General features: G+C 66.8%; 11 protein-coding genes and 1 pseudogene. 6 read left to right on the top strand and 6 right to left on the bottom strand.

Going from position 1 to position 16,804, the window contains the following annotated elements; genetic code table 11:
- Positions 1-246: 246 nt before the first annotated feature.
- Positions 247-783: an adenine phosphoribosyltransferase gene (locus V3B64_RS15520; RefSeq protein ID WP_071228978.1), complete on the top strand. Its 537-nt coding sequence runs from the start codon at positions 247-249 to the stop codon at positions 781-783.
- A 174-nt stretch (positions 784-957) separates the two neighbouring features.
- Here the strand turns inward: V3B64_RS15520 and dbpA are convergent, their stop codons facing one another.
- The 4 genes from dbpA to V3B64_RS15500 all read right to left on the bottom strand — a co-directional run bounded on the left by dbpA (position 958) and on the right by V3B64_RS15500 (position 4,454).
- Positions 958-2,334 (bottom strand): ATP-dependent RNA helicase DbpA, encoded by a 1,377-nt coding sequence (gene dbpA, locus V3B64_RS15515; RefSeq protein WP_329914422.1) that lies wholly within the window; start codon positions 2,332-2,334, stop codon positions 958-960.
- Positions 2,335-2,440: 106 nt separating this feature from the next.
- Positions 2,441-2,713, bottom strand: a complete 273-nt coding sequence (locus V3B64_RS15510) for a hypothetical protein (protein ID WP_329893231.1) — start codon at positions 2,711-2,713, stop codon at positions 2,441-2,443.
- Between the two features lie 44 nt (positions 2,714-2,757).
- Positions 2,758-3,300 carry a CbrC family protein gene (locus V3B64_RS15505; RefSeq protein ID WP_121503063.1) on the bottom strand — a complete coding sequence of 181 codons (543 nt, stop codon included), beginning with the start codon at positions 3,298-3,300 and terminating at the stop codon, positions 2,758-2,760.
- 74 nt (positions 3,301-3,374) lie between these two features.
- Positions 3,375-4,454, bottom strand: a complete 1,080-nt coding sequence (locus tag V3B64_RS15500) for a YeiH family protein (protein WP_329914421.1) — start codon at positions 4,452-4,454, stop codon at positions 3,375-3,377.
- Between the two features lie 102 nt (positions 4,455-4,556).
- Here V3B64_RS15500 and V3B64_RS15495 point away from each other — a divergent pair, with 102 nt between their 5' ends.
- Together V3B64_RS15495 and V3B64_RS15490 are read left to right on the top strand one after the other, a co-directional pair.
- A complete protein-coding gene (locus V3B64_RS15495) occupies positions 4,557-5,432 on the top strand; it encodes a LysR family transcriptional regulator (protein WP_329914420.1) in 876 nt (291 codons plus the stop codon).
- A 256-nt stretch (positions 5,433-5,688) separates the two neighbouring features.
- Entirely contained in the window at positions 5,689-7,569 is a 1,881-nt protein-coding gene (locus V3B64_RS15490; RefSeq protein WP_329914419.1) for an ATP-binding cassette domain-containing protein, read from the top strand.
- A 287-nt stretch (positions 7,570-7,856) separates the two neighbouring features.
- Here V3B64_RS15490 and V3B64_RS15485 read toward each other — a convergent pair whose 3' ends face one another.
- Both V3B64_RS15485 and V3B64_RS15480 read right to left on the bottom strand, forming a co-directional pair.
- Positions 7,857-8,318: a cytochrome c gene (locus V3B64_RS15485; RefSeq protein ID WP_006361215.1), complete on the bottom strand. Its 462-nt coding sequence runs from the start codon at positions 8,316-8,318 to the stop codon at positions 7,857-7,859.
- A gap of 9 nt (positions 8,319-8,327) precedes the next feature.
- Complete coding sequence (locus V3B64_RS15480; RefSeq protein ID WP_005413034.1) at positions 8,328-8,717, bottom strand: c-type cytochrome; 390 nt, start codon at positions 8,715-8,717, stop codon at positions 8,328-8,330.
- Positions 8,718-8,923: 206 nt separating this feature from the next.
- Between V3B64_RS15480 and V3B64_RS15475 the strand changes: the two genes are divergently transcribed.
- The 3 genes and pseudogenes from V3B64_RS15475 (at position 8,924) to V3B64_RS15465 (ending at position 16,670) form a co-directional block, all read left to right on the top strand.
- Positions 8,924-10,075, top strand: coding sequence for a MexH family multidrug efflux RND transporter periplasmic adaptor subunit (locus V3B64_RS15475; RefSeq protein ID WP_012510783.1), 1,152 nt, complete (start codon positions 8,924-8,926; stop codon positions 10,073-10,075).
- A 62-nt stretch (positions 10,076-10,137) separates the two neighbouring features.
- Positions 10,138-13,593 (top strand): annotated as a pseudogene (locus V3B64_RS15470) (efflux RND transporter permease subunit); the annotation flags it as partial.
- On the top strand, positions 13,590-16,670 hold the full coding sequence (locus V3B64_RS15465; protein ID WP_329914418.1) for an efflux RND transporter permease subunit: 3,081 nt from the start codon (positions 13,590-13,592) through the stop codon (positions 16,668-16,670). The pseudogene V3B64_RS15470 and the gene V3B64_RS15465, both read left to right, overlap by 4 nt.
- Positions 16,671-16,804 lie beyond the last annotated feature (134 nt).

The following is a 16,804-nucleotide window of genomic DNA, read 5'->3' as shown; positions in this document are numbered from 1 at the left end:
GGCGGGGTGGGTCCGGTTGCGGGAGTGTCCGCGGCATGGATGCCGCGGCCAAGCCCCCATGGACGGGTTTACGGCGTCTCCCGCAACCGGACCCACCCCGCCATCTCTCGGAATGCGGCTTTTGCTTTCGCTTTTGCTTGCGCGGTGGCCTCTGCAGGTGCCGGGCGCAGCCCGGCCGAATACCCCCAACAGGCAGGCGGCGCCCGGAACAGGTACCCTATGCCGCCATCAGATAGCCAACGTGACATGACCGACGCCATCGTCGCTCCGCAGTGGGCCTCCCGCCTGCGCGACATCGCCGACTTCCCCAAGCCCGGCATCCTCTTCAAGGACATCATGCCGCTGCTCGCCCATAGCGAGGACTTCCGCGGTGCCATCACCGCGATGGCCGACCGTTGGCGCGACCAGAAGCTGGACGCGGTGATCGGTATCGAATCGCGTGGGTTCATCCTCGGTGCCGCGATGGCGCTGGAACTGGGCGTCGGCTTCGTGCCGGTGCGCAAGCCGGGCAAGCTGCCGGGCCAGGTGCTGCGCGAGGAATACACGCTGGAATACCGCAGCGACTGCATCGAAGTGCACGCCGATGCGCTGCCGGCCGGTGCCCGCGTGGCGATCATCGACGACGTGCTGGCTACGGGCGGCACGCTGGTCGCCGCGTTGTCGCTGGTGCGCCGCCTGGGTGTTGACGTGGTCGGTGCCGGTGTACTGGTCGAACTGGACGGCCTCGGCGGCCGCGCGCGCTGGGAAGCAGACCTGCCGCTGTACACCGAACTGGTGTTCTGATTAGAGGGTAGGTGCCAACCAGGGTTGGCATCTACCAGCGCGAATGGCCTGGAGCCGGTAGTTGCCAACCTTGGTTGGCAGCGCCTTTCGCGACTGGCGCCACGGATGGGCCAACCAAGGTTGGCCGCTACCAGGTCAGGTCGTTGCCAACCGAGGTTGGCAACGCTGCTTCAATCACATCATCCGCACGCGGAAACGTCGGCCCTTGATCTTGCCGGCTTCCAGCTTGGCCACGGCCTTGTTGGCCTGCTCTCGCGCGATCGCCACATAGGAGCGGGTTGGGAAGATCGCGATCTTGCCGATGAACTTGCTCGACAGGCCGGCGTCGCCGGTCAGTGCACCGAGGATGTCGCCCGGGCGCAGCTTGTCGGTCTTGCCGCCGTCGATCCGCAGCGTGCGCATCGCGGCCTGCGGCAGCTCGGCCGGGCGCGAAGTCGCCAGCGGCGTCTTCTGCCAGTCCAGCGCCTGACCCATCTGCGCTTCGATGGCTTCGGCACGGGTCTTCTCGCGGCCGGCCACCAGGCTGATCGCCAGGCCGCTGGCACCGGCACGGCCGGTACGGCCCACGCGGTGCTGGTAGCTCTCCACGTCGGTCGGCAGCTCGTAGTTGATCACAGCCGCCAGCTCTTCCACGTCCAGGCCGCGTGCGGCCACGTCGCTGGCCACCAGTACGTTGCAGCTGCGGTTGGCCAGCAGCAACAGCACTTCCTCGCGGTCGCGCTGCTCCATGTCGCCGTGCAGGGCCAGTGCGGAGAAGCCGAACTGCTGCAGTGAGTTGGCCACTTCGTCCACGTCCTTGCGCGTGTTGCAGAACACCACGGCCGATTCCGGCGTGTACTTCAGCAGCAGGCCGGCCAGTGCCTTCTGGCGATGGGCCGGTTCCACCTCGCAGAACAGGTGGCGGATGGCCGGTGCCTGGTCGGCGCCTTCCACGGTCACTTCCACCGCGTCGCGCAGCAGGTCACGCGCCATGGTGCGGATGCTGTCGGGGAAGGTGGCCGAGAACAGCAGGCTCTGGCGATCCTTGTGGGTGCGGCCGGCGATCTCGCGGATCGGCTCCTCGAAGCCCATGTCGAGCATGCGGTCGGCTTCGTCCAGCACCAGCGTGCGCACCGCGCCAAGATTCAGCGCGCGCTTGCGTGCAAGCTCCTGCACACGGCCAGGAGTGCCGACCACCACGTGCGGGTCGTGGCCTTCCAGCGATGCCAGCTGCGGGCCCAGCGGCACGCCACCAACCAGCAGCAGCAGCTTCAGGTTGGGGATGCCGGTGGCCAGCTTGCGGATCTGCTTGCCGACCTGATCGGCCAGTTCGCGGGTCGGGCACAGCACCAGCGCCTGCACGCGGATCAGGCTGGGGTCGATGGCCTGCAGCAGGCCCAGGCCGAAGGCGGCGGTCTTGCCGCTGCCGGTCGGCGCCTGTGCGATCACATCGCGGCCATCCAGGATGGCCGGCAGGCTCTGCGCCTGCACGGGGGTGAGAGTGGTATAGCCGAGGGCATCCAGGCCGGGCTGCAGGGCCGGGCTCAGCGGCAGGGTCGAGAAGTCAGTCATGGCGCATTGTACCCGTCCGGAAGGCTGGGCCCCCCGGCCTTCTTCACCCGCTCAGGGTGTGCGATCCAGTAGATCCACGCCATGCGTGGATGACACTGTCCAACCTTCAGTGCAAACCGAGGGCCACCAGCCGTACGGCCATCGCTTGCAGCTGCTCCTGGGTGGCCGGCTTTCCGGCGACCCGGGGTTCCAGCAGCAGCTGGTGGAACCACGGGTTGGCGTGCCGCGTGTCGAAGTCGAACGAACAGGTTGCCTGCTCGCCCATCTCCGCCTGCACGATCCCAATCAGCATGTCTTCGGCTTCATCGACATTGCCTGGCCCATAGCGGTCATCCAGCAGGCGCAAGGGGATTTCCAGCAGGGCGGCGGAGGCGGGCATGCCTCAAGTCTAACGGTCCACGTCGGGCATGCGCAGGAGAAGGTTCAGGCCGAGTCAATATGGAACTGAACGAGGCCACAGTGCAGGCACTCGAACGTATAGAAGCCGATATCTGCACCGGGCGCGTAGTCGCTGGCCAGAGCCCACCAGACCGCCTCGTCGGCGTCGTTGGTTGCGCACCACGCCGCGATGCTCGCTGCCGAGGCCTGAGTCACCTGCTCCAGGGTGGCGTCGCCCAGGAATCGGCAGACATCGCCGCAATGTGCCAGCCACGTTTCCCCCTGGAAACTGGCGTAGCCCGGCGTGCGCAGGGACAGCTCTTCCAGCGCGGCTTCAGGGACGCTTTCGTCGATATCCAGGCGGCAGGCAAACGCCACATGCAACGCCGACGCGGCGCGGCCATCGGCAATGCACCAAGGGCAGATCTGTTCCGAGTAATCTGCGCGCCCTGCGTGGATGGCATCGTGCAGATACACATATCCACGCGCCTGCTGACAGACCCTGCAGGTGGTAGTGGAGGGCGCCACGTTGCCCGTCGCTACCGGGTCCGGATGGTAACGGAAGCTCGGAAGGTGATGGATGGTCATGTCGTCCGTGTCGACCAGCGCAGGGGACGTTCTTTTACGGCCTGCGGATGGATTCGGCAAGCGGGGAGGGTCGATCAGCCCAGCACCGCCAGCACACCCTGGTGTATCGCCAGCCCGCCGAACAGCAGCCAGGCGAACAGGATCAGCGCCAGCAGCAGCGGCTTCATGCCGGCCTGGCGCAGCGCCGAAACGTGGGTGGTCAGGCCCAGCGCGGCCATCGCCATCGCCAGCAGCACGGTATCCAGCTGCACCAGCCCCGCCTGAAGGCCGGCCGGCAGCAGATGCAGCGAGTTGAACCCGGCCACCGCCACGAAACCAAAAGCGAACCACGGCACCACGATGCGCGCTTTGCTGCCATCGGCGCTGGCCTTGCCGCCACGCGCCAGCCACAGCGACAGCGCGACCAGGAACGGCGCCAGCAGCATCACCCGCACCATCTTGGTGATCACTGCCGTATCAGCTGCCGCTTCGTTGACCGCGCGGCCGGCCGCCACCACCTGTGCCACTTCATGCACCGTCGCACCGGTGAACAGGCCGTACTGTCGCGCGTCCATCGCCAGCCAGCCGTGCGACTGCACCAGGGCATACAGCGCCGGGTACAGGAACATCGCCAGCGTGCCGAACACCACCACCGTCGACACGGCCATCGTGACCTGTGCCGCGCGGCCACGCACCACCGGTTCGGCGGCCATCACCGCTGCCGCGCCGCAGATCGCGCTGCCGGCACCGATCATCATTGCCGCCTCACGCTCCATCTTGAACACACGCACGCCCAGCCAGCAGGCCAGGCCGAAGGTGCTAGCCACCACCAGCACGTCCATCAGCACGCCGCTGACGCCGACATGGCCGATGTCCTGGAAGGTCAGGCGCAGGCCGTACAGCACGATGCCGGCGCGTAGCAGCCAATGCTTGGAGAAACCGACGCCGGCCGCGCTGCTTGGCGCGAGCCGCGGGTAGAGGGTGTTGCCGACCACGATGCCGGCGACGATGGCGACGGTCAGTGCACTCAGGCCATGCGCCTGCAACCAGGGAAGCTCGGCCAGGTACAGCGACGCCGCCGCGATCAGGCCCACCAGCAGAAGGCCGGGCAGACGCGGCTGCCAGCGTTGGCGCAGGGCGGGCAGGGACCAGGAGGGGAGAGCGGGGGCGTTCATGACAGGGGCAGGGCTGGGGTGACGTGGCAAGCGTGCGCCTGGGTCTCTGACCTGTAAAACGAATAATATGGGTGAAACCTACCTATCAAACGGGTAAATAGCATGCGCCTGACCTTGCGCCAGCTGCAGGTCTTCGTCGCCATCGCCGACCATGGCAGCACCACTGCTGCCGGCCAGGCCATTGCGCTTTCGCAGTCGGCCAGCAGCGCCGCCCTGCAGGAGCTGGAAGCGCACTTCGGCACGCCGTTGTTCGACCGCATCGGCCGCCGCCTGGCGCTGAACGGCCACGGCCGCGCCCTGTTGGAACCCGCGCGCACGCTGCTGGTCAACGCCGCCGACCTCGAGCGCCAGCTCGCCGCCGGCGGTGACCCGTCGCAGGGCGCGCCACTGCGGCTGGTGCTGGCCGCCAGCACCACCATCGGCAATTACCTGCTACCGCCGCGCATTGCCGAACTGCTGCGCCAGGCGCCGCAGGCGGAAGTCGACCTGCGCATCGACAACAGTGCCGGCGTGGTCGCCGCCGTGCAGCGACTGGACGTGGACGCCGGCCTGATCGAAGGCCCCTGCCACGAGCGCGCCCTGCAGGTCACCGCCTGGCAGCAGGACCCGCTGGTGATCGTCGCCGCCACCGATGCCCCCGCGCGCTGGTCGCTGGACGAACTGCGCCGCGCACGCTGGCTGCTGCGCGAACCGGGCTCGGGTACCCGCGAAGCGGTGGAGCAGGCCTTGTTGTCGCACCTGCGCGGTTTCGCGCAGACCCTGCAGCTGGGCAATACCGAAGCGATCAAGCAGGCCGCCATCGCCGGACTGGGTCTGGCCTGTCTTTCTCGTCATGCGCTGGAAGAGCCACTGGCCCTCGGCCGCCTGCGCGTGCTTGAGACCCCGTTGCCCGCCCTGCAGCGCACCCTGTGGCTGGTACGGCATCCCGGCAAGCAGTGGCTGCCGGGGCTGCAGGCGTTGCTGGGGGAGGTGGGGTAATCCATCAGAACCCCAGTTGATTCCATCCATCGACACTTCTTGTAGTGCTCATCCACGCATGGCGTGGATCTACTGTGTCGACCAAGGTCGACACCCACCAGAGCAGAATGCCGTCCCGACAGATCGCGGGATCCACTCCGCCATCCCGCAGGAGACCCGCTTTTGACGTTGCCGTTGAGGTTGCCGGCCAGCGGCCGGCACTACCGCGGGCGCCGGGTGCAACCCGGCCGACGCCCCCAACCGGTACAATGGCCGGATGCCTCTGATTACCCTACAGAACGTCGACTTCAGCGTCGGCGGCCCGTTGTTGCTGGAAAAGGCCGAACTGTCGATCGAGCCGGGCGAACGCATCGCCCTGATCGGCCGCAACGGCGCCGGCAAATCCACCCTGCTCAAGCTGCTGTCCGGCGACCACAAGCCCGATGACGGCGAAGTGCGCGTGCAGCAGGGCGTGCGTGTCACCCGCCTGGAGCAGGAAGTGCCGCACGGCGCTGCTGGCTCGGTGTTCGACGTCGTCGCCGATGGCCTCGGCGAACTGGGCCAGTGGCTGGCCGAGTTCCACCACCTCAGCCATGCCGAGGTGTTCGATGGCGAAGCGCTCGGCAACGTGCAGGCCAAGATCGACGCCGCCAACGGCTGGGGCCTGGACCAGCGCGTCAGCGAAACCCTGACCAAGCTCGACCTGGACGGCGAGGCCGAGTTCGGTCGTCTGTCCGGCGGTATGAAGCGCCGCGTGCTGCTGGCCCGCGCGCTGGTGTCCAGCCCCGACGTGCTGCTGCTGGACGAACCGACCAACCACCTGGACATCGAGGCCATCGACTGGCTCGAAGCGTTCCTGAAGGGCTGGAGCGGCAGCGTGGTGTTCGTCACCCATGACCGCCGCTTCCTGCGTGCACTGGCCACCCGCATCGTCGAGATCGACCGCGGCCAGGTCACCAGCTGGCCGGGCGACTGGGCCAACTACGAGCGCCGTCGCGAGGAACGCCTCAATGCGCAGGCGCAGGAAAACGCCCGCTTCGACAAGCTGCTGGCGCAGGAAGAAGTCTGGATCCGCCAGGGCATCAAGGCGCGCCGTACCCGCGATGAAGGCCGCGTACGTCGCCTGAAGGCGATGCGCACCGAGCGCTCGCAGCGCCGCGACCTCAGCGGCAACGTCAAGATGGAAGCCGCGCAGGGCGTCAGCTCCGGCAAGAAGGTCATCGACGTCAAGGACATTTCGTTCGCCTTCGGCGAGCGCACCATGGTCCGCGATTTCACCACCACCATCCTGCGTGGCGACCGCATCGGCCTGATCGGTCCCAACGGCAGCGGCAAGACCACGCTGCTGAAGCTGCTGCTGGGCGAACTGCAGCCGGCCAAGGGTGAGGTCAACGCCGGTACCAACCTTCAGATCGCGTATTTCGACCAGTACCGCGCGGTGCTGCGCGAAGACTGGAGCGCGATCGAGAACGTGGCCGAAGGCCGCGATTTCCTCGAGTTCAACGGTAAGCGCAAGCATGTGCATGCCTATCTGCAGGACTTCATGTTTACCCCGGAACGTGCGCGTGCGCCGATCACCCGCCTGTCCGGCGGCGAGCGCAACCGCCTGTTGCTGGCCAAGCTGTTCGCACAGCCGTCCAACCTGCTGGTGATGGACGAACCGACCAACGACCTGGACGTGGAAACCCTGGAGCTGCTGGAAGAGCTGCTGGGCGAGTACACCGGCACCCTGCTGCTGGTCAGCCACGACCGTGACTTCATCGACAACGTGGTGACCTCCACGCTGGTGATGGAAGGCGACGGCGTGATCGGCGAGTACGTCGGCGGCTACAGCGACTGGCAGCGCTATGCGGCCAGTTTGGCGACGCCTGCTGCGGCCCCGGCAACCAAGCCGGCGGTTGCTGCACCGGCCGCCACGGCCGCTGCTCCGGCTGCGCCCAAGCGCAAGCTGGCCTACAAGGAAGCGCGCGAACTGGAGCAGCTGCCGAAGACCATCGAGAAGCTGGAAGGCGACGTCGAAGGGCTGACCTCGGCGATGAACGACCCGTCGTTCTACACCCGCAGCAGTGCCGAAGTAACCGCGCATACCCAGCAGCTGGCCAAGGTGCAGGCCGAGCTGGATGCCGCGTACGCGCGCTGGGAAGAGCTGGAAGGCTGAGCGTCTGCCACGGCCGTCTCGCCCGGCGGGCGGCTGTGGCTTTTGATCTGATTCCGCCTTGAAGCGAGCCGAGCACCGCAGGTCCGGCGAGGGCGAAGAGGCGCGGGTGTCTGAGCGCAGCGAGTTCCCGCGCCGTCCCTCGGTGGGCCGAGGAGCGCAGGGTACCGGTGCGCAGCATCGGCTCGCGGACGGCGGAGCGTTTCTTTTGGTTACTTTTCTTTGCGCGCAAAGAAAAGTAACGCCCATGAACGCCTCAGATTGCAGCAGTCATGATCCGCGCAGCGCGGTCATTTAACCCCGTGCAGATCCCGCAGCTGGCTCGGCCGGCTGCCGAAATACGCCGCCAGATCGGCGATGTCCTGATCGCTCAGGTCCTTCGCCTGCGGCGTCATCAGCGCATGCTGGCGGTCACCGGCGCGGTAGGCCTGCAGCGCATGCGCCAGGTAATCACCGTACTGCCCACCCAGCTTCGGATAGGTCGCATCGATCGGCGCGTTGCCGTCGGCGCCGTGGCAGTCGATGCAGCTCTGGTTGGTGGCCTTGCTCTTCACCTTGGCGCGGGCTTCACCGGCGGCCTCGCGGCCTGGTGGCAGGCCGGCAGAGGATGAAGAACCGTGTTCGCCGCTGGCATGGCCCGGGTCGGCGGCGGATTTCTCGCTGTTTTCCACCTGCGACTGTGAACAGGCGGCCAGCAGCAGGGCAACGGACAGGGCGATGGCGTGACGCATCGGATGCGCGGCTTTCGACATGGGCGGGCCTTACTTGACGGTGGACAGGTAAACAGAAAGATCGGCGATCTCCTGTTCGCTGAAACTCATCGACTGCGCCTGCATCGTCGGATGCCTGCGCTTGCCCTGGCGGTACTCGGTCAGGGCCTGGGCCAGGTACTGCTGGGTCTGGCCGCCGATCTTCGGCACCCGGTAACTGGGGTAGGCGTTCTTGTAGCCGGTGATGCCATGGCACCCCTGGCAGGTGTAGGCCAGGACACGGCCATTGTCGAAGTTGCCGGTGGGGGCGGCAGGGGCCGGGGCAGCGGCGGGAGCCGGGGCCGGGGCAGGTGTGGCAGGAGCAGGAGCGGGCTGTGCGGCGGCCCCAAGGGGCAGGAGGACGGCCAGAGCGAGACAAGCGGCGAGCGGCTGCGGGCGCATGGTGTCGTTTCCGGGGATTCGGGTCTGGTCGTTCCGGCGTGGGGTACGGAACGACCCGAGTATAGCCCCAGGTTTCATCTAGCTGAAATGGGGGGCGGGCCGACCAGTGGCACGAAGACACCATGACCTTTGGGATATGGTGTTGCCGTGAAGTGGTGCATTACTTTGCTACCACACCTGTCCACGCATCCTCCAGGGATCTGACGATGTCGCACCCAACCTTCCTGTCCGGCCGTCGCAGCGGAATCTGCGCTGCCGCACTGCTGATCTCCACCTCCCTGCTGCTGGGCGGTTGCGCCGCAGGGCCCAATTCCGAAGCCAAGGCCGCCGAGACCAAGGAGGAGAAGAAGGTCGATGCGGTCCCGGTCGAAGTGGCCGTGGCCAGCCACCGTGCTGTCGCGGCCAGCTACACCGGTACCGCTGCGCTGGAACCACGCGCCGAGTCGCAGGTGGTGGCCAAGACTTCCGGCGTGGCGCTGGCGGTGCTGGTTGAAGAAGGCCAGCGGGTCACTGCCGGCCAGCCACTGGTGCGTCTGGACCCGGACCGTGCGCGCCTGGCCGTGGCACAGAGCGAAGCGCAGATGCGCAAGCTGGAAAACAACTACCAGCGCGCGCAGAAACTGGTGGGCCAGCAGATGGTCAGCGCCGCCGATGTCGACCAGCTGCGTTACGACCTGGAAAACGTACGCGCGCAGTACCGCCTGGCCACGCTGGAACTGTCCTACACCACGGTGGTGGCGCCGATCTCCGGCGTGATCGCGTCGCGCTCGATCAAGACCGGCAACTTCGTGCAGATCAACACGCCGATCTTCCGCATCGTCGACAACTCGCGGCTGGAAGCCACCCTCAACGTGCCCGAGCGCGAGCTGGCCACCCTGCGCGCCGGCCAGCCGGTGACGCTGGCCGCCGATGCGCTGCCGGGGCAGAGCTTCACCGGCACCGTCGACCGCATCGCACCGGTGGTGGATTCGGGCAGCGGTACGTTTCGCGTGGTCAGTGCCTTCGATGGCGCCGCGCACGCGTTGCAGCCCGGCATGTTCGGTCGCATCCGCATCGATTACGACCAGCGTGCCGATGCGCTGGTGGTGCCGCGCCTGGCGCTGCTCGACGATGGTGAGCCGGCGGTGTTCCGGGTGCGCGAAGGCAAGGTCGCACGCGTTCCGGTCAAGCTGGGTTACGCCGAGGGCCCGTGGGTGGAGATCCGTGATGGCCTGGCGGCCGGTGATCAGGTGGTCACCGCCGGCAAGGTCGCCCTGCGCGACGGCACCGCAGTGCAGGTGATCGCCGATCCGAAGGCAAAGGCGAAGACGGTCGCAGCGGCCGCCAAGCCGGCAGACAAGGCCGGGAGCAAGCAATGACCGCCCCGGGCCACGACCACGGTGCCTCGCCGGCGAGCGACGGCGCCGCCGCCGGCATGCGCGGCGGCCTGGTGGAGTTCGCCACCCGCCGCCGCGTGACCATCGCCATGTGCACGGTCACCCTGTTGCTGTTTGGCCTGATCGCGCTGGGCAACCTCAAGGTCAACCTGCTGCCCGACCTGAGCTACCCGACGCTGACCGTGCGCACCGAGTACACCGGTTCGGCGCCGACCGAAATCGAAACCCTGATCACCCAGCCGGTTGAAGAAGCGGTCGGCGTGGTCAAGAACCTGCGCAAGCTGAAGTCGGTCTCGCGCACCGGCCAGAGCGATGTGGTGCTGGAGTTCGCCTGGGGCACCAACATGGACCAGGCCAGCCTGGAGGTGCGCGACAAGATGGAAGCGCTGAACCTGCCACTGGAGTCCAAGGCCCCGGTGCTGCTGCGCTTCAATCCGTCCACCGAGCCGATCATGCGCCTGGTGCTGTCGAACAAGGTGGCGCCGACCAGCGATGCCGATGCGGTCCGTGAGCTGACCGGCCTGCGCCGCTATGCCGATGAAGACCTGAAGAAGAAGCTGGAGCCGGTCAGCGGCGTAGCGGCGGTCAAGGTCGGTGGCGGCCTCGAGGACGAGATCCAGGTCGACATCGACCAGCAGAAGCTGGCCCAGCTGAACCTGCCGATCGACACCGTCATCAAGCGCCTGAAGGACGAGAACATCAACATCTCCGGCGGCCGCCTGGAGGAGGGTTCGCAGCGCTTCCTGGTGCGTACCGTCAACCAGTTCGCCGATCTGGAGGAGATCCGCAACCTGCTGGTCACCACCCAGGCGTCGAACGGCAGCGCGGCCGACTCGGCGTTGCAGCAGATGTTCAACATCGCCGCGTCGACCGGTTCGGCGGCCGCCATCGCGGCGGCATCGGCGGCGCAGAGCGCATCGTCCGGCGGTGGTTCCAGCGTGGTCGCCAACGGTGTGCCGGTGCGCCTGAAGGACGTGGCCACCGTGCGCCAGGGCTACAAGGAGCGCGAAGCGGTGATCCGCCTGGGCGGCAAGGAATCGGTCGAACTGGCGATCTACAAAGAAGGCGACGCCAATACCGTGTCCACCGCCGAAGCGCTGCGCAAGCGCCTGGAGCAGATCAAGGGCACGTTCCCGTCCGACGTCGAGATGACCACCATCGAGGACCAGTCGCGCTTCATCGAGCACGCCATCGCCGACGTCAAGAAGGATGCAGTGATCGGCGGCCTGCTGGCGATCCTGATCATCTTCCTGTTCCTGCGTGATGGCTGGAGCACGTTCGTGATCAGCCTGTCGCTGCCGGTCTCGATCATCGCCACGTTCTTCTTCATGGGCCAGCTCGGCCTGAGCTTGAACGTGATGTCGCTGGGCGGTCTGGCACTGGCCACCGGCCTGGTGGTGGATGACTCGATCGTGGTGCTGGAGAGCATCGCCAAGGCCCGCGAGCGTGGCCTGGGCATTCTGCAGGCCGCCATCGTCGGTACCCGCGAAGTGAGCATGGCGGTGGTCGCCTCCACCCTGACCACCATCGCGGTGTTCCTGCCGCTGGTGTTCGTCGATGGCATCGCTGGCCAGCTGTTCCGCGACCAGGCGTTGACCGTGGCGATCGCCATCGCGATCTCGCTGCTGGTGTCGATGACCCTGATCCCGATGCTGAGCTCGCTGAAGGGACGGCCGCCGCTGGCGTTCCCGGAAGAAGCGCCGAACGAACCGTGGCAACCGCAGAACCGCTGGCAGAAGCCGGTGGCACTGGGCCGTCGTGGTGCCGTGGCGACTGCGCGCTGGAGCTTCTACGCGCTGGCCTGGCTGGTCGTGCGGGCGTGGCGTGGCGTGGTGGCGGTGGTCGGCCCGGTGATGCGCAAGGCCAGCGATCTGGCGATGAAGCCGTACGCCGGTGCCGAGCGTGGCTACCTGCGCCTGCTGCCGAGCGCACTGGCGCATCCGGGCAAGGTGCTGGGTGTCGCCTCGATCATCTTCGTGGCGACCATGGCGCTGGTGCCGATGCTCGGTGCCGACCTGATTCCGCAGCTGGCGCAGGACCGTTTCGAGATGACGGTGAAGCTGCCGGCCGGCACGCCGCTGAAGCAGACTGATGCACTGGTACGCGAGCTGCAGCTGGCGCACGGCAAGGGCGAGGGCGTGGCGTCGCTGTACGGTGTCAGCGGCAGCGGCACCCGCCTGGATGCCAGCCCCACCGAGAGCGGCGAGAACATCGGCAAGTTGACCGTGGTGATGGAAGGCGGCGGCAACGCGCGTACCGAAGCGGAGATCACCGAGCGCCTGCGTGACACCATGGGTCAGCATCCGGGTGCACAGGTCGATTTCGCGCGGCCGGCGTTGTTCAGCTTCTCCACGCCGCTGGAAATCGAGTTGCGCGGGCAGGACATGGCAACCCTGGAAGTGGCCGGCCAGCGCCTGGCGGCGATGCTGCGCGGCAACGCGCACTACGCCGATGTGAAGTCGACGGTGGAAGAGGGCTTCCCGGAAATCCAGATCCGCTTCGATCAGGAACGCGCAGGTGCGCTCGGCCTGACCACGCGCCAGATCGCCGACGTGGTGGTGAAGAAGGTGCGCGGTGATGTCGCCACCCGCTACAGCTTCCGTGACCGCAAGATCGACGTGCTGGTGCGTGCGCAGGAAGGCGACCGCGCCAGCGTGGAGAGCATTCGCCGGCTGATCGTCAACCCGGGCAGCACCCGTCCGGTCACGCTGGACGCGGTGGCCGAGGTGGTTGCCACCACCGGCCCCAGTGAGATCCACCGTGCCGACCAGACCCGGGTTGCGGTGGTGTCGGCCAACCTGCGCGACATCGACCTCGGCGCGGCCATGCGCGAGGTGCAGCAGATGGTCGCCGAGCAGCCGCTGGGTGCGGGCGTCGGCCTGCACATCGGTGGCCAGGGTGAGGAGCTGGCGCAGGCGGCGAAGTCGTTGATCTTCGCCTTCGGCCTGGCGATCTTCCTGGTCTACCTGGTGATGGCCTCGCAGTTCGAATCGCTGCTGCATCCGTTCGTGATCCTGTTCACCATCCCGCTGGCGCTGGTCGGTGCGATCCTGGCGCTGATGCTGACCGGCAAGCCCATCTCGGTGGTGGTGTTCATCGGCCTGATCCTGCTGGTCGGCCTGGTCACCAAGAACGCGATCATCCTGATCGACAAGGTCAACCAGCTGCGCGAGGCCGGTGTGGCCAAGCACGAGGCACTGGTGGAAGGTGCCCGCTCGCGCCTGCGGCCGATCATCATGACCACGCTGTGCACGCTGTTCGGCTTCCTGCCGTTGGCGGTGGCGATGGGTGAGGGCGCTGAAGTGCGCGCGCCGATGGCGATCACCGTGATCGGCGGCCTGCTGGTGTCGACCCTGCTGACCCTGCTGGTGATCCCGGTGGTGTACGACCTGATGGACCGTCGTGGCGATGCGTATTACCGCGAACGTGGCCGCAAGCATGCCGGTGAGATCGAGCCGGGTGCAGCGGGCAGTGCGGCGGGTACGGAGGAACCGGCATGAGTGTGGCCGAGTTCTCCATCCGCCGCCCGGTCACCACCATCATGTGTTTCGTGTCGCTGGTGGTGATCGGCCTGATCGCTTCGTTCCGGTTGCCGCTGGAAGCGCTGCCGGACATCTCCGCGCCGTTCCTGTTCGTGCAGATTCCGTACACCGGCTCCACCCCGGAGGAAGTGGAACGGACCATCATCCGTCCGGTCGAGGAGTCGCTGGCGACGATGACCGGCATCAAGCGCATGCGCTCGTCGGCCACCTCCGAGGCGGCGCTGGTCTACATCGAGTTCAGTGACTGGGACCGTGACATTGCGATTGCCGCTTCGGATGCCCGCGAGCGCATCGATGCGATCCGCAGCGACCTCCCTGACGACCTGCAGCGCTACAACGTGTTCAAGTGGTCCAGCAGTGACCAGCCGGTGCTGAAGGTGCGCCTGGCCAGCACCACCGACCTGACCACCGCGTACGACATGCTCGACCGCGAGTTCAAGCGGCGCATCGAGCGCATCCCCGGCGTGGCCCGTGTCGACATCACCGGTGCGCCGCCGAACGAGGTGGAGATCGCCATCGATCCGAACCGCCTCAACGCGCACGGCCTGAGCATCAATGAATTGAGCGAGCGCCTGCGCACGCTGAATTTCTCGATCTCGGCCGGGCAGATCGACGACAACGGCCAGCGCGTGCGCGTGCAGCCGGTGGGTGAGATCACCGACCTGCAGGAAATGCGCGATCTGGTGATCAACGCCAAGGGCCTGCGCCTGGGCGATATCGCCGATGTGCGCCTGAAGCCGGCGCGGATGAACTACGGGCGCCGCCTGGACGGCAACCCGGCGGTCGGCCTGGACATCTTCAAGGAGCGCAGTGCCAATCTGGTGGAGGTTTCGCGCGCGGCACTGGCCGAGGTCGAGGCGATCCGCGCGGAGGCGTCGATGCGCGACGTGCAGATCAAGGTGATCGACAACCAGGGCAAGGCGGTGACCTCCTCGTTGCTGGAACTGGCCGAGGCCGGCGGCGTCGGCCTGATCCTGTCGGTGACCGTGCTGTTCTTCTTCCTGCGCCACTGGCCATCCACGCTGATGGTGACCCTGGCCATTCCGATCTGCTTCACCATCACCCTGGGTTTCATGTACTTCGCCGGGGTGACGCTGAACATCCTGACCATGATGGGCCTGCTGCTGGCGGTGGGCATGCTGGTCGACAACGCCGTGGTGGTGGTGGAGAGCATCTACCAGGAGCGCGAGCGCATGCCGGGGCAGCCGCAGCTGGCCTCGATCATCGGCACCCGCAACGTGGCCATCGCGCTCAGCGCCGGTACGCTGTGCCACTGCATCGTGTTCGTGCCGAACCTGTTCGGCGAGACCAACAACATCAGCATCTTCATGGCACAGATCGCGATCACCATCTCGGTCTCGCTGCTGGCCTCGTGGCTGGTCGCGGTCAGCCTGATCCCGATGCTGTCCGCGCGCATGGCCACGCCGAAGCTGGTGCACTCGCAGACCGGCGTGATCGCGCGCCTGCAGCGGCGCTACGCGACACTGCTGGACTGGTCGCTGCGCCATCGCGGCTGGAGCCTGCTCGGCATCGTGCTGGTGGTGCTGGTCAGCCTGGTGCCGATGAAGCTGACCAAGGTCGACATGTTCGGTGGTGACGGCGGCAAGGACATCTTCATCGGCTACATGTGGAAGGGCGCCTACACCTACCGGCAGATGTCCGAGGAAGTGGCGCGTGTGGAGAACTGGATCGACGCCAACCGCGAGCGCCTGCACGTGAAGCAGGTGTATTCCTGGTACAGCGAGCAGGAAGGCAGCTCCACCGTGGTCACCCTGGACGAGAAGTACGCCAAGGACATCAAGGCGCTGCAGGAAGAGCTGCGCAAGGGCCTGCCGAAGTCCGCCCGCACCGACTACTTCGTCGGCAACCAGGGCGGTGATGGCGGCGGTGGCGGCAACCAGGGCGTGCAGGTGCAGCTGGTCGGCGACTCCAGTTCGATGCTGCAGGAGATCGGCCAGGAAGTGGTGCCGCTGCTGGCCCAGCGCGCCGAGCTGCGCGATGTGCGCATCGACAACGGCGAAAAGGGTGGTGAACTGAAGGTGCGGGTCGACCGCGAGCGTGCGGCGGCGTTCGGCTTCAATGCCGAGCAGGTAGCCAGCTTCGTCGGCCTGGCCCTGCGCGGTGCACCGATGCGCGAGTTCCGCCGCGGCGACAACGAAGTGCCGGTATGGGTGCGCTTCGCCGGTGCCGAGCAGAGCAGCCCGGAAGACCTGGCCGGTTTCAGCGTGCGCACCGGCGATGGCCGCAGCGTGCCACTGCTGAGCCTGGTCACCGTCGATGTCGGTTCGTCAGCCACCCAGATCGGACGCACCAACCGCCAGACCACGCTGACCATCAAGGCCAACCTGGCCGAGAAGGTCACCGCGCCGGATGGCCGCAAGGCGATGGAGTCGGTGCTCAAGCCGATGAACTTCCCGGCCGGCTATGGCTTCACCTTCGATGGCGGTGACTACGGCAACGACGACGAAGCGATGCAGCAGATGGTGTTCAACCTGCTGATCGCGCTGGTGATGATCTACGTGGTGATGGCGGCGGTGTTCGAGTCGCTGTTGTTCCCGGCGGCGATCATGAGTGGCGTGCTGTTCTCGATCTTCGGTGTGTTCTGGCTGTTCTGGATCACCGGTACCTCGTTCGGAATCATGTCCTTCATCGGCATCCTGGTGCTGATGGGTGTGGTGGTGAACAACGGCATCGTGATGATCGAGCACATCAACAACCTGCGGCGCGGCGGCATGGGACGCACCCAGGCGCTGGTGGAGGGCTCACGCGAGCGATTGCGGCCAATCATGATGACGATGGGCACGGCGATCCTGGCGATGGTGCCGATCTCGCTGACCAGTACGCAGATGTTCGGCAACGGCCCGGAGTACGCGCCGATGGCGCGCGCGATTGCCGGCGGCCTGGCGTTCTCGACCGTGGTCAGCCTGCTGTTCCTGCCGACGATCTATGCAGTGCTGGATGACCTGCGCAGTGCGGTGACACGCTTGATCCGCCGCGCCCGCGGTCTGGAGATCGTGCCGGGTACCCCGGTGTAGTGGTCGAGCTTGCTCGACCGTAATGCGCGCCAACGTGTTGTGGTGTGGGGGAGGCCGGTCGTAGTGGGGCGGCCTCCCCCTTTTTTTGATGTTCTGCGCAGAGCATGCTCGGCCGATCTTTGCGGTCGGCGTAA

The sequence above is a fragment of the Stenotrophomonas sp. SMYL86 genome (assembly GCF_036320025.1).
GTDB classification, from domain to species: Bacteria; Pseudomonadota; Gammaproteobacteria; order Xanthomonadales; family Xanthomonadaceae; genus Stenotrophomonas; species Stenotrophomonas maltophilia_A.
This window is presented reverse-complemented; position numbering and strand designations above follow the sequence as displayed.